We start from the raw sequence: 12,935 nt of genomic DNA, 5'->3' as shown, positions 1-12,935 counted from the left end.
TTCTTAATGAGAGATTACTTCTTTCGGAAATTGTTCAAATAAGCGTAATACTTCGGTATGCGTCCCATCTTCTCGAACGTGATAAATCCCGCCGTCATATGAGCTTGCATATACATCATTGCCTAATTGTCTGATGGCACTAATCCCATTTTGGGCAATTCTAATTGGGCCGGTGTTGACATCCAGCTCTGGATTCCACACAACGATATAGCCCCAATAATCACCGCTTACAATATAGCCTGAGTCTGTGACTGTGACCGATTTAATCGAATACTGGTGTTCGTTATGCTGGTCTAAAATTCTTCCTGTATGCAAATCAAACAATCTCACATTCTTGTCGCGGCTGACAATGGCGATACGGTCTCGTTTACTATCAATAAAGACATCATTTAACAGCTCTGTCGCACCAATGTATTCCGCTTTTAAGGACAAACTCTTTTTATCTAAAAGACAGATGGTTCCTTCAACTGCTGCTGTGATGATAAGATCTCCTTCTACCTTTAATGCTTTAACTGCACAATCGTGTGCTTTGGAACGGCCGATTTCCTTTAAGTGTTCTGTCGAAATGACATGGACATAACCGCCATAAGTTCCAATATAAAATTGACGATCCTCCTCGTGAAAATACACGCTGTTGACCGGACCTGTGTTAAGATCAAACGAAACCATTTGCTTTAATGACTCATGAACAATATGCACCTGACTTGCATGATCTCCCCACGCATAATAGCTTCCATCCCGTGCAACAGCTACTCCATTTGTTAAAACGCCCGTCGATTTGGCGATTTCAATCCCATTTTTTCTGAATTTTCCATCATCAGATGCGGTAATAATATCACCCGCATCAGTCAGCGCAATATCATTGATAGATGGTGTCGCCATTTCGATCTCATCTGATATGACTTTGCCCTTTTCGATCGACCATTCACAATATGTTTTTCCAAAGCTGGCCCCTAGTATTGACTTCTCATCCTCTGTCCAGACAAGTGAGCGCTCCCACTGATATTTATGAGGCAGCAGTGTATCGACTAAATCACCTGTTTCATAATTCCACAGCTTAATTAAATGGTCGTAGCCTGCTGTCAGCAAGTAATTGCCGCTTGGAGAAAAATTCACGCGCTTGACGCCCTGTAAATGGGCTTTGATGATTTTCTTCTCCTGTAAAGTAGCTGCATCGTAAATAATAACAGTGCCATCATCTCTGCCAAGTGCGAATACTTCTTTTTGATTGCTGCCGCTGATTGTATCGAGCTCATAATCAAACGGGCCGATTTCCCCTACAATTTCTCCGGTTTCATACAGCCATACAAGGACATATCCATCATCACCTGTTGTATAAGCTTTATCACCATGTATCCATACAGCTAATACATCTTTGCTATGGCCATGGAATTCTCTTAAAATAGCGCCCGTTTCGATATCCCAGACTAAGCATCTTCTATCTCTGGACACGGATACAAGTAAAGTATCCTGCTTCGCAAAAGCGACGGCTTCTACATCATCTGCATGACCAAACAACGTGCGGATTCGGGTATGTGTGCCTGTATCATACAATTGAATGGTATAGTCTGACGATGCACTTGCTAAATACTTTCCGTTTTCAGAAAGAGATAAAGAGTTAATGATATGCTCGTGACTGCCAATAAACGTTCCTTCTCCCGTCGCCAGGTTCCACTGATAAATACAGCGGTCATAGCCGCCAGTGTAAACAATTTGGTCGTGCTGAGTTGATAAAACAGATGTAATTGGTCCTCTATGCATAGTTTTACACTCCCACCTTTATATGTTGTTTTTGACGAGTCACTAAACGAAAACCAGTAAATCGAAAAACAGGATCTGGGTGCTTCCCGTGTCTTCTTGCGACTCTGCATAAATCTCCGCCTCTTGCGAAAGAGCCGCCTTTTAAAATGTAGTAGTCACTTCCGAGTGTTTCCGTTAAATCATCGACGACCTCGATGCCGCCTTCATAAACGTGATATTTGGTGTTGACCCATTCCTCGACGTTTCCTCCCATATCATAAAGACCAAATAAGGATCGGCCCTTTTCGTAATGACGGACAGGCGTCGTTTTTTCAATATTTGATTCGTGCGTATTGCAGTAAGAAGGATCAAACTCATCTCCCCACGGGTATTGATTTCTCGTGTTTCCCCGGGCAGCATACTCCCATTCTTCTTCAGTAGGAATCGAAACATCAATCCCAAGTTTCCCGCTCAGCCACTGACAGAACGAGAAGGCATCCTCAATGTCCATGCCCCAAGCTGGATGATCTTTTCCCCCGCCAAGCTCTTCGTTCGTTAAACTCTCCGGGTATGTCTGGCCTGTTTCATCACAATAGCTTTGATACAGTTCATTGCTGACGACCGTATCTGAGATAAAAAATTCGTTGATATACGGCTGATAGGACGGAAATTCTTTGTACAGCCATTTTTGAAATTTTTTCTCACGGCCGTAGGTTGGATTGAGCAGCTTGTCCTTCCAGAATTCTGCTGCCTTTTTCATATCTTCTTCATTACTTCCAATCGTTGCATAGCCGCTTGGGATTTGAATCCAATTGATATCAGGTTTCACGCTTTTCTCCCGCCTTCTTTCAATAAACTCGTCTATTGATTAATTAATTTCTTCTCATCGACCATATGCCCTGAGGCTGCTTTTGCCTTTAAATAGGCTTCATTGTAGAGAGAGGCTTCGACCGTATGATCAAACCGCAAAACAGGAAGACCGAAAGCTGCAATAGAATCGACTTTATCTGGATTGTTCGTTAGTAAATGCAATGGTTTTCCTTTGTTTAAATAGTGCAAAACAGCTGCTGCTTCCTCGTAATGCCGATCATCATCCCCGCAGCCGATCAGGCGGTTGGCTTCAAAAGTATCCAGCTGCATCTCCTGTAATTTATACGTCAACGCTTTTGCCATCAGCCCAATAGACCGACCTTCTTGATTGGCCATATACACAAGCATGCCTTTTCCGTAATCGGTGATTTTCTTCAGCGATAATGCAAGCTGTGGACCACAATCACATTTCAGTGATCCAAACACATCCCCTGTTTGGCAGACACTATGGATTCGCACAAGCGGCGGCCGTTCATTTTCAAAGTCGCCAAATAAGAGACAAGAGGAAAAGGTTTGCTGCGCGGTACTCATTTGGACAATAGATTCGATTGTTGGTTTTGTATCCCGTTCAACAGGCGCGAAGGCATACCACTTAAATGGCACTTCTTCATGTTGAATGGAAATTGGCAAATTCACAGGCCCCACGAGCAAATAGTGTTTATCTTGAAAGGTAAAATGATGAATCATTGATTGTAATTCATCTACAAACTTGTTCATTTGTCTCCCCCCTATTCATCACTGCACCCAAATCGACTCCCATAGCGCAGTGATGGAGTGATGAATATGTGTACGCACTCCCTTAGCCTGTGTGTTCCCGCAGAAGGAAATGGATGTGCAGTGTCTCTCATCGCTTTAGACCTTGTCCTTTTCCAGTACAAAGGAGCAGAAATCTTGGTTCATATGCTTTATTTTCTGGCAGAGCAGCAAACGCCCTTGATTGGCAGCCGCTCTTTCTTCCCATGAACACCTCTGCTAGCTTTGAATCAATCACCTTTGTACTAGATTTTGACGGCAATGACATGATGCTGGCTTATTCCAGCCTTCGCTTGTAACGGTGATATGGATACAAGCTCAAGACCTGATGTACAAATTTTTTCGCCAAGCTGAGAATCTGAAAATGAAAAATGGAAACGGCCATCTTCTCCGATTAATCCTGTTTTCCACTGTTCTCCCCAGACAACAAGTGAAAAGACACCGCCTTCATGAAGTAAAGAAGAGACCTGTTTTAAATAACGTTCATGATCATCAGGATGTTGATGATGAAAGCAGCCATGATCTAAAATTAAATCAAACTGCATCCCGCGTCCCTGATCCATGGACCATGACATAAAATCTTGATGAACAAAATGGACAGGAACTGTTTCTCTTTTCTGTAACCCTTCCCACTCCTCATGCTCATACAGGTCGATACCGACATATGCGGAAAGCCCGCTTAAATGTTCTAGTGCACGGCCGTTGCCGCACCCGATATCCAGCACAGAAGCAAGTGCATTCTTTTCCCTTGAACGCCATGCCTTTAATGACATCACTGCTGCGTCTGTTAAGGATGAATCAGTAGACCACATATCTGTTCTTTGCTCATAATGCTCTTGGAATGCCATGCGCATCTTTTCTAAATACAATCCACTGTCTTCATGGTACAAAGCCTTTTTCATCATGAAACCTCCTTCAATTCACAATCTTCTTTTCGGGCAAAGGTGGTTTTCAAGCCAAAAACCTTATGTTAAAATGAAAGATGGATTTTTTAGGAAAATCTGTTTTTCTGAAAAAGAAGAGAAGCACCCCACATGTTTACTCTTCTTTTTCAGCATTCATCCTCATATGCAGCCCTTCGAAGGCCGCATCGCCTCAGCTTGTTCTCTCTTTTTTTCATATGAGTTCACCTCCTTTACCGTTCGATCAACTCACATTTCTTATTGAAACCGCTTTCTCTTTTTTATAAGGACTTAACGTCTTTTGGACAATCTCTTACACTGTGCTTATCAATCTACTGTTTAGAATGGCGATCATTTTTTCTTCAAGTAAACGACGATTTGTTCAGTTCTAGTAGACATTTTTGTATCTAAGAGGCGCTTACGCTTTGGTTCTTGCCACCCCCTTTCACTAGATTATGCTTCGAATAAACCCGCCGGAAATTTAACAACTAATTCCATAATGACTGGATTAAGCCAAATATATTGTTTTTAGTTTATTTTGTCAACAAATTATTTCCTAAACATTAAAATGAATTTTCTAATTGAAAATACAGGTAATTTTCGTGGTTTTTTGACCTTAAAACACTTATTTCTACACAAAAATACAACTTAAACCAATAGAACTAAGAAATTTATCTACTAAATTACACAAGTTTTTTATTTAATTTTAAATCAAAATAGAAAGATACAATGATTATTTCCCGAATGGTTTTTTGTGATATTTCGACTATTTTTTCTGATTCTTCTTGATTTTCATTGGTATAACGGCATTTTCAATTAGAGAGTTTACTATTTATTCCATACTTCTGTATTTACTTAATATCGTAAAAAAGATATATGTCTCTCTTTCAGACATGGAAGCATGAAAAAAAGCCCCTTACAAAAGTAAGAGGCTTTTTCGGTTGGCGTTTACGCCCAGTTTTTCACTTTTTCATGATCTGTGACAAAGAGAAGGACTTTCCCTTCGTCTAAATGTTCTTCAAATGTCTCAGCTTCTTCTTTTGAGAAACCAATTTCATGAATTTTATTGCGGAGCTCATCGCCCTTTTTACTAAAGATGTTCCCAACCGCATGTTTGAGTCCAACTTCTCTTGAGCCAATCGTATTGGCATCTGCATTACTTGCAATACGCTCTGTTCGGTCATCGTCATGGGACAGAACATAAATGTCCTCTCTTGCAACACCGAGTGCCTTTAATTGCTCTACATCTTTTTGAAGTGTTTCATCATTTGAATACTCTCTTACAACAGGTTTCATTTTATATTCCTCCTTTAACGTCTTACGAATCTTTTACCCGTCACTTTTGACATTAAACCTTCCACGAGCACATCCAAATTGCTTGATCGACGTACCATGTCTATCGACTTATTTTTGACAAAAAGCCTGTAAAAATGACTAAATTTTCTGAATTATTATGTTCAATCCTGTTGATTTGTTGTACAATTCTTATACTGGAGGCTAGAAATGAGGGAGAGCTGATGTATTACTTTTCAGCGGAGCAGCAGTTTAATGCTTGGGTTGTCAGTGATTTGGTGAAACAGCTTTTTCAAAAGTGGAATCCTGAAGAAGCAAATACAAAGCCGCTTACATTGTTTGCCGAACAGCACTTTCACATCTCCATTGATTATCTCTTTTCCATCATTATTAACATTGGAGATATCGAGTCAATTGAACAAGATCCACAAGACATGTTGTCCTCATACTTGAATATCCTTTTTCCTTTTGTGACGCGCGATATGATGAAAGCCTCCATGCAAAATGCAAACGAATATTTGTTAAAAGAACGTGATGCGGATGTGTATCAGCTGTTTGGCTGTCTCCCGCCGCTCCTCTCTGTATCTTTTCAGAAAAAGTAGTCCCTTCGATGAGATGGCGGCTGCTTTTTTGTGTGTGTTTTGAAAAGACCGTATGTTTTGAACGAAAAGAAGCATCATGTTAATGTAAATCTAGGCTGTAAGTGAAAGGGAGGATTTTACATGAGTCAACAAAAGCAAATTCAATTAGCTAAACGTCCAAAAGGATTACCTACAAAAGATGTTTTTCATTTTGAAACAGTAGATATACCTGTGCCGCAAGATGGAGAGGTCTTGATTCAAACGAAATATGTTTCTGTAGATCCTTATATGAGAGGACGAATGCAGGATACAAAATCCTATACACCTCCGTTCAAGCTAAATGAAGTGATTCAGGGCGGTGTCGTCGGAGAAGTCGTTGAGTCGAAATCGCCTCAATTTGAAAAGGGTGATTTTGTCCTTGGATTCCTTGGATGGCAAGAATATTCCACTGCCAAAGCTGAATCTCTGACTAAAATTGATCCGTCCATTGCGCCATTGTCCTATTATTTAGGCATTTTGGGCATGCCAGGGCAAACCGCTTACTTCGGCCTGCTTGCGATTGGCCAGCCAAAAGAAGGCGAGACGGTTGTCATCTCTGGAGCCGCAGGAGCTGTTGGTTCTGTTGTAGGACAAATCGCTAAGATCAAAGGCGCACACGTCGTTGGAATTGCCGGATCTGATGATAAACTCGCTTATTTAAAAGAATTGGGCTTTGATGAAACGATTAATTATAAAACAACAAATGATTTAGATGATGCCATTGCAAAAGCCTGTCCTAACGGCGTTGATGTGTACTTTGACAATGTAGGCGGCGAGATTTCAGATGCGGTGATGAATTATTTGAACCGTTTTGCACGCATTCCAGTATGCGGCGCAATTTCTTCTTATAACATTAGCGCAAGCGAGGACATCGGACCGCGTGTGCAAACAAAACTCATCAAAACAAGCGCATTGATGCAAGGCTTCATCGTTGGCAACTATTCAGATCGTTTTGGAGAGGCAGCGAAAGATCTCGCACAATGGGTAAAAGAAGACAAACTCACATATAAAGAAACAATCATTGAAGGCTTTGACAACATTCCTGATGCATTCCTTGGACTATTCAAAGGGGAAAATGTCGGAAAACAGCTTGTCAAAATTTCATAATAAAAAAGGACCCTGCCAATAATGGAGGGTCCTTTTCTTATGCCTGCTTGGGCGCAAGGTGCAGCTGGCCTTGCTTATACACAATTTCTTCAAGCGAAAGATTCAGCTTTTTCGCCATTTTTTTCAGCATTGATTGCTCTTGAGGTGTGACAAGACTGATGACTGCGCCTTCTTTTCCTGCGCGTCCGGTTCTGCCTGAACGGTGGATGTATCCCTCTTCATTTGGCATATCTGCATGAATCACATATGGCAGATCATCAATATCGATTCCTCTTGCTGCAATATCTGTTGCAAGGAGGAGCGGGAATTCACGCTGTTCAAATGATTTCAAGATCACAGCACGTTCAGCTTTTTTTGCTTCACTATGAAGGACACCAAGGTCGACATGATGGTACGCTAATTTCTCTGCATAAATGCTTAAGTTCGTAATGTCACGCACAAAAACGAGCGCCTGCATGTCCTCAAGCCGTGATAGCTTTTGCAGCAGTTTCACTTTGTCACGCTGATCACATAACAGATAATAGTGACCCACTTTCTGCGCTTCTTCCTCGCTTCTAGCAATTTTCAATACTTCTGGTTCAGATGTCATTTCTTTGATCAGCTGAACGGTTTCTTCTTTCAACGTTGCAGAAAAACAAAGGATTTGTCTTTCTTTTAATGTGGACTTAATGATCCCTTGGATCGTTTTCATATGCTCTGGCACAAGAAGCTGATCTGCTTCGTCTAATACAATCGTTTTGACTTCGTGCATTTTCAGTTTCTTGATTTTGATTAATTCTTGTACTCGGCCCGGTGTCGCCACAACGATGTTCGGGTGTTTCTTTAGTTTTTCTTGCTGCTTCTTGATGTTCGCTCCACCAATCAAGGAGACCGCTTTGATGTCTGATCCTTGTTTGAACTCTTGCACGACATCAAAGATTTGCATCACAAGCTCTCTTGAAGGTGCCAAGATTAAGACTTGGGGATGCTTAATATTGACATCAATTTTATTTAAAAGCGGCAGTACATACGCAAGTGTCTTCCCCGTTCCAGTTGGCGATTCTGCGATCACATCACGCTTCTCCGTAATCCACTCTGCTGTTTTTTCTTGTATAGCTGTTGGTTTTTCGAAGCCAGCCGCTTGAAAGTTTTCCTGAATAAATGGCTTTGCTTCTTTCAAAAATGCCCAATTTTCCGTCATGTTGATCTCCTTTATCCTCATTCAATCTATCCTTTAGTATCTCAAAATCAGCTTTGAAACGCAATTTTTCTTTTGATGCTTTTATCGAGCCGGACAGTTCGATATAATCATGAGAGGCACTAGCCGTTTTGAATCTATTTGAGGTGTAAAAAATGATATTATCTGTTAAAGATTTAAGTCATGGCTTTGGCGACAGAGCCATTTTCCACGAAGTGTCCTTCCGTTTATTAAAAGGCGAGCATGTCGGCTTAATCGGCGCCAACGGTGAAGGAAAGTCAACGTTTATGAATATTATTACTGGCAAGCTGGAGCCAGATGCAGGAAAAGTCGAATGGGCGAAAAATGTCCGTGTCGGCTACCTTGATCAGCATACCGTGCTAGAAAAAGGAAGAACGATCCGTGAAGTCCTTCAGGATGCATTCCATTATTTATTTTCAATGGAAGCCGCGATGAATGACATTTATGGCAAAATGGGTGAAGCCGATCCTGATGAGCTGGAAAAGCTGTTAGAGGAAGTTGGCGTCATTCAGGATGCACTGACAAACAATGATTTCTATATCATTGATTCCAAGGTCGAGGAGATTGCAAGAGGTCTTGGGTTAACGGATCTTGGACTGGACCGTGATGTGACGGAGCTCAGCGGTGGTCAGCGTACGAAGGTGCTGCTAGCGAAATTGCTGTTAGAGAAGCCAGAAATTCTCCTTCTCGATGAGCCGACCAACTATTTGGATGAGCAACATATTGAGTGGCTGAAGCGTTATTTACAGGAATATGAAAATGCGTTTATCCTCATTTCACATGATATTCCGTTTTTAAACAGTGTTATTAACTTGATTTATCATGTTGAAAATCAAGAGCTAACGCGCTATGTTGGTGATTACGACCAATTTAAACAAGTGTACGAAGTCAAAAAGCAGCAGCTTGAAGCGGCCTATAAAAGACAGCAGCAGGAAGTGGCTGAACTAAAGGATTTTGTCGCAAGAAACAAAGCACGTGTCAGCACAAGAAATATGGCAATGTCCCGTCAAAAGAAACTGGATAAGATGGATATGATTGAACTGGCGGCAGAAAAGCCAAAACCAGAATTCCACTTTAAACCGGCACGTACGTCTGGGAAACTGATTTTTGAAACGAAAGATTTAGTCATCGGTTATGATGAACCGCTCTCTCGCCCATTGAATTTGAAAATGGAACGCGGGCAAAAAATTGCGTTGTACGGTGCTAACGGTATCGGAAAAACGACGCTGCTCCGAAGTCTTCTTGGGGAAATCACACCTATTTCTGGTGAGGTGGAACGTGGAGAATTCTTGCATATTGGCTACTTTGAGCAAGAAGTAAAAGAGCAAAACAGCAATACTTGTATTGAAGAAGTATGGAGCACCTTCCCTTCTTACACGCAATACGAAGTCAGAGCCGCTCTTGCAAAATGCGGATTAACGACAAAACATATTGAAAGCCGTGTGTCTGTATTAAGCGGAGGAGAAAAAGCAAAGGTCCGTCTTTGCAAGCTGATCAACGAAGAAACCAACTTACTTGTTCTCGATGAGCCGACAAACCATTTAGATGTCGATGCAAAAGAAGAACTAAAACGCGCGTTAAAAGAATATAAAGGCAGCGTCTTATTGATTTCTCACGAACCTGAATTTTATCAAGATGTGGCAACCGAAACTTGGAATTGCGAATCTTGGACGACAAAAGTATTATAACGACAAAAAAGCCTTATATCTTTTGCAGATATAAGGCCTTTTTCTAATTAATGACCTGCTTGGATATTCACCAAATGCTTACGTCCAAGGAGCAGAATAATCATGCCTAGAAGAACAACAACAGCCCCGACATAATAAGGTGTACTTGCTGTATAGGATTCAGCGAGAACTCCGGCAATCCAAGGAGCAATCGCGCCCCCAATAAACCGAACAGCACTGTAAGAGGATGAAGCAATTGAACGTTCAACCGGTGCTGACCCCATCACAGCTGTTGTGAGCACTGTATTGATCATACCGAGAATTCCCCCAGCAATGACAATTCCGCATATCACGACCACAACATGAGACGTCCATACCCCAATGCCGAATAAGATCACAGCAAACGAAGCAAACAGAACCACAAGCGAGGTCAATGTTCCAAGTTTGCGATGAATGACCGGCGCTGAGAAGACGGAGGTCACAGCTAAAAATAGACCCCAACCAAAAAAGACATAACCAAGTCCATGCTCATCAAGATGGAGCACAAATGGTGAATACGCTAAAAGCACAAAGAAACCAAAATTGTATAAGAAAGCAGCAGATGCCATCGTTAAAAGTCCTTTATATTTTAACGCCCCGACAGCCTCGAAAAATTTCACTTTTTTCTGCGGCTTTTGCATAGGTGGAAGCATAAAGGTAATCGCTAAAAGAGCAATGAGCATTAACACGGCAACGCCAAAGAAAGGCCCGCGCCAAGAAATTGTTCCAAGCTCACCGCCAAGCAGCGGTCCAACCGATATCCCAAGACCTAATGCTGCCTCGTATAAAATAATGGCCTTCGCACTTCCTCCAACAGATACACCGACAATGACAGAGAGTGCAGTTGAAATAAATAAAGCATTCCCAATGCCCCATCCGCCTCTAAAGCCAATCAATTCATTAATCGTTGAAGAAGTACCTCCTAAAGCAGAAAAAACAATAATAAAAATGAGTCCTACTAATAATGTCCATTTCGCACCAATCCGGCTAGAAATAAAGCCGGTGAAAAACATCACAAAGCCGGTCACAAGTAAGTAGCTTGTAAATAAAAGAGACACCTGACTTGGAGATGCATGTAATTGCGATGCAATGGCTGGCAGAATCGGGTCCACGAGTCCTATTCCCATAAACGAAATCACACACGCAAAGGCAACAGCCCAAACGGCTTTTGGCTGCCTAAGCAAACTTGTACGCTGTTTCAACACTTCTTCTTCCTTCATTCCATCAGAACCTTTCCTTCAAATGTTGACAAAATAAAATAAACACGCAGAGGTGTTTATTTTTGTAATTGCTCAATTGCATGAGCCGCTCTTTCTTTCATCGCTTCAAGATCCTTTTTAAAGGATTGAATGGTTTCAAGCTTTTTTGAAATCAATTGATGCTGCACAGTCAGCTGCGCCTCAATATCTAACAGCTTCTCTAATCGTTCCTTCGGATCAAGCGACAGCAAGTAGCCTTCTTTATTCAGCTCTAGCTGCTTTCCGATTTCCATAAACGATTGAAGCTCCTGTAAAGAAAAGCCGAGTACCTCTTTTGCCTGCATCACTTTCTCTAGCTCTTCCATGTCGTCCTCTGAGTAAAGTCTGACTCCGCCCTCTGTCCGCTTTGGTGCTGATAATAAACCAATCTCTTCATAGAAACGAATCGTCCGTTTTGTCAGTCCGCTTCTTTTCGCCACTTGATCAATTTTCATCCATTCCATCACCAGTGCCTCCTGCTCATCAATTCATGTTTTATTATACACCTTTATAACCTTAACGTAAACGTCAAAGTTTTAACCCTTGATTTCCTTTGTGTTTTATCGCAGAATAAATAGTAATAATTACGATTTATAGGAGGTAATATATGCGTTCATTTCCATCTAAAGAAGAGCGGCACCAGCTATTCGGATCTGTACCGCCAAGTCTTGGCACAAAGCCTTGGCAAAAAGAGGACATGACGGACATTCAAAAAACAGAGCAGGACTTTTATTTTCATCTTGAACAAGTCGGGATCTGCCGCATGTCCTATCCGGTGCATATCGTATCTAAAACAGCACCACAGCGCCAGACAACTACTGCTGAATTTTCACTGAGTACTTCCCTGCCAGCTCATCAAAAAGGCATTCATATGAGCCGTCTCACTGAACAGCTGCACTCGTTTTATGAGAGCAGCAAGCCGCTTGATGTGAATGCCCTAAAAGAATTGACGGCAGCGATCGCCCGGAAAATGAGTCAACCCTCTGCTTCCGTTCAAGTTTCCTTTCCATGGTACATGGAAAAACAGAGCCCAGTCACCGGGCAGTCAGGCTTGATGCATGCGACTGTCAAATATGACGTCCATTTTCATGAAAAGGACGGATGGACCTGTCACGTAGGCTGCGATGCACAGGTCACGACATTATGTCCTTGTTCCAAGGAAATCAGTGAATATGGTGCACATAATCAGCGCGGATCTGTTTCCATTCACGTAGAGTTGTTTGAACAAGCATCGCTTCCTGACGACATCAAGGCCGCTCTTTTACATATCATTGAGTCCAATGCGAGCGCACCGCTTTATCCCGTACTCAAAAGACCTGATGAAAAGAAAGTGACAGAAGAGGCTTATGAAAATCCGCGCTTTGTAGAAGATATCACAAGATTAATTGCCATTGAATTATATGAACAGCCATGGATTAAAGGCATTCAAGTTGAGTGCCGTAATGAGGAATCCATCCACCAGCATGATGCGTATGCCAAATGCTCCTATGAAAAAAACCTGTAGATCG

General features: G+C 41.8%; 12 protein-coding genes. 4 read left to right on the top strand and 8 right to left on the bottom strand.

The annotated features are described in order from the left end of the window. Positions 1 to 3 precede the first annotated feature (3 nt). From MHI23_RS03715 to MHI23_RS03695, 5 genes are all read right to left on the bottom strand, one after another. Positions 4 to 1,761: a WD40 repeat domain-containing protein gene (locus MHI23_RS03715; RefSeq protein WP_342492299.1), complete on the bottom strand. Its 1,758-nt coding sequence runs from the start codon at positions 1,759 to 1,761 to the stop codon at positions 4 to 6. Between the two features lie 4 nt (positions 1,762 to 1,765). Further along, the gene (locus MHI23_RS03710; RefSeq protein WP_024424597.1) at positions 1,766 to 2,569 is read right to left on the bottom strand and encodes an SUMF1/EgtB/PvdO family nonheme iron enzyme; all 804 of its coding nucleotides are present in this window, start codon (positions 2,567 to 2,569) and stop codon (positions 1,766 to 1,768) included. 32 nt (positions 2,570 to 2,601) lie between these two features. Further along, a complete protein-coding gene (locus MHI23_RS03705; protein WP_024426639.1) occupies positions 2,602 to 3,327 on the bottom strand; it encodes a GTP cyclohydrolase II in 726 nt (241 codons plus the stop codon). A gap of 281 nt (positions 3,328 to 3,608) precedes the next feature. Then, the gene (locus MHI23_RS03700; protein ID WP_342492298.1) at positions 3,609 to 4,265 is read right to left on the bottom strand and encodes a methyltransferase domain-containing protein; all 657 of its coding nucleotides are present in this window, start codon (positions 4,263 to 4,265) and stop codon (positions 3,609 to 3,611) included. 948 nt (positions 4,266 to 5,213) lie between these two features. Further along, positions 5,214 to 5,561, bottom strand: coding sequence for a general stress protein (locus MHI23_RS03695; protein WP_024424592.1), 348 nt, complete (start codon positions 5,559 to 5,561; stop codon positions 5,214 to 5,216). A gap of 221 nt (positions 5,562 to 5,782) precedes the next feature. On the opposite strand from MHI23_RS03695, the gene MHI23_RS03690 reads away from it, so the two are divergent. Together MHI23_RS03690 and MHI23_RS03685 are read left to right on the top strand one after the other, a co-directional pair. After that, entirely contained in the window at positions 5,783 to 6,160 is a 378-nt protein-coding gene (locus MHI23_RS03690) for a YfmB family protein (RefSeq protein ID WP_024426642.1), read from the top strand. Between the two features lie 120 nt (positions 6,161 to 6,280). Continuing rightward, positions 6,281 to 7,285, top strand: coding sequence for an NADP-dependent oxidoreductase (locus tag MHI23_RS03685; protein ID WP_248351231.1), 1,005 nt, complete (start codon positions 6,281 to 6,283; stop codon positions 7,283 to 7,285). Positions 7,286 to 7,322: 37 nt separating this feature from the next. On the opposite strand, the gene MHI23_RS03680 is transcribed toward MHI23_RS03685, so the two are convergent. After that, the gene (locus tag MHI23_RS03680) at positions 7,323 to 8,465 is read right to left on the bottom strand and encodes a DEAD/DEAH box helicase (RefSeq protein WP_024426644.1); all 1,143 of its coding nucleotides are present in this window, start codon (positions 8,463 to 8,465) and stop codon (positions 7,323 to 7,325) included. A 152-nt stretch (positions 8,466 to 8,617) separates the two neighbouring features. On the opposite strand from MHI23_RS03680, the gene MHI23_RS03675 reads away from it, so the two are divergent. After that, a complete protein-coding gene (locus tag MHI23_RS03675) occupies positions 8,618 to 10,171 on the top strand; it encodes an ABC-F family ATP-binding cassette domain-containing protein (protein ID WP_024426645.1) in 1,554 nt (517 codons plus the stop codon). A 47-nt stretch (positions 10,172 to 10,218) separates the two neighbouring features. Here the strand turns inward: MHI23_RS03675 and MHI23_RS03670 are convergent, their stop codons facing one another. Together MHI23_RS03670 and MHI23_RS03665 are read right to left on the bottom strand one after the other, a co-directional pair. Beyond that, positions 10,219 to 11,409, bottom strand: a complete 1,191-nt coding sequence (locus tag MHI23_RS03670) for an MFS transporter (RefSeq protein WP_135032923.1) — start codon at positions 11,407 to 11,409, stop codon at positions 10,219 to 10,221. A gap of 56 nt (positions 11,410 to 11,465) precedes the next feature. Further along, complete coding sequence (locus MHI23_RS03665) at positions 11,466 to 11,891, bottom strand: MerR family transcriptional regulator (protein ID WP_024424586.1); 426 nt, start codon at positions 11,889 to 11,891, stop codon at positions 11,466 to 11,468. A gap of 143 nt (positions 11,892 to 12,034) precedes the next feature. Here MHI23_RS03665 and folE2 point away from each other — a divergent pair, with 143 nt between their 5' ends. Then, positions 12,035 to 12,931, top strand: a complete 897-nt coding sequence (gene folE2 / locus MHI23_RS03660) for a GTP cyclohydrolase FolE2 (protein ID WP_342492297.1) — start codon at positions 12,035 to 12,037, stop codon at positions 12,929 to 12,931. Positions 12,932 to 12,935: the final 4 nt, after the last annotated feature.

The organism is Bacillus sp. FSL M7-0003 (genome assembly GCF_038628485.1).
GTDB classification, from domain to species: Bacteria; Bacillota; Bacilli; order Bacillales; family Bacillaceae; genus Bacillus; species Bacillus safensis.
Note: the sequence above shows the minus strand (reverse complement) of the source record. Positions and strands in the feature narration are given on the sequence as shown.

Excerpts from the sequence above, each read along its gene's own strand:
- MHI23_RS03715 (WP_342492299.1), bottom strand. The coding sequence starts at position 1,761 with ATGCATAGAGGACCAATTACATCTGTTTTATCAACTCAGCACGACCAA.
- MHI23_RS03705 (WP_024426639.1), bottom strand. The coding sequence starts at position 3,327 with ATGAACAAGTTTGTAGATGAATTACAATCAATGATTCATCATTTTACC.
- MHI23_RS03700 (WP_342492298.1), bottom strand. The coding sequence starts at position 4,265 with ATGAAAAAGGCTTTGTACCATGAAGACAGTGGATTGTATTTAGAAAAG.
- MHI23_RS03695 (WP_024424592.1), bottom strand. The coding sequence starts at position 5,561 with ATGAAACCTGTTGTAAGAGAGTATTCAAATGATGAAACACTTCAAAAA.
- MHI23_RS03690 (WP_024426642.1), top strand. The coding sequence starts at position 5,783 with ATGTATTACTTTTCAGCGGAGCAGCAGTTTAATGCTTGGGTTGTCAGT.
- MHI23_RS03685 (WP_248351231.1), top strand. The coding sequence starts at position 6,281 with ATGAGTCAACAAAAGCAAATTCAATTAGCTAAACGTCCAAAAGGATTA.
- MHI23_RS03680 (WP_024426644.1), bottom strand. The coding sequence starts at position 8,465 with ATGACGGAAAATTGGGCATTTTTGAAAGAAGCAAAGCCATTTATTCAG.
- MHI23_RS03675 (WP_024426645.1), top strand. The coding sequence starts at position 8,618 with ATGATATTATCTGTTAAAGATTTAAGTCATGGCTTTGGCGACAGAGCC.
- MHI23_RS03670 (WP_135032923.1), bottom strand. The coding sequence starts at position 11,409 with ATGAAGGAAGAAGAAGTGTTGAAACAGCGTACAAGTTTGCTTAGGCAG.
- MHI23_RS03665 (WP_024424586.1), bottom strand. The coding sequence starts at position 11,891 with ATGGAATGGATGAAAATTGATCAAGTGGCGAAAAGAAGCGGACTGACA.
- folE2 (WP_342492297.1), top strand. The coding sequence starts at position 12,035 with ATGCGTTCATTTCCATCTAAAGAAGAGCGGCACCAGCTATTCGGATCT.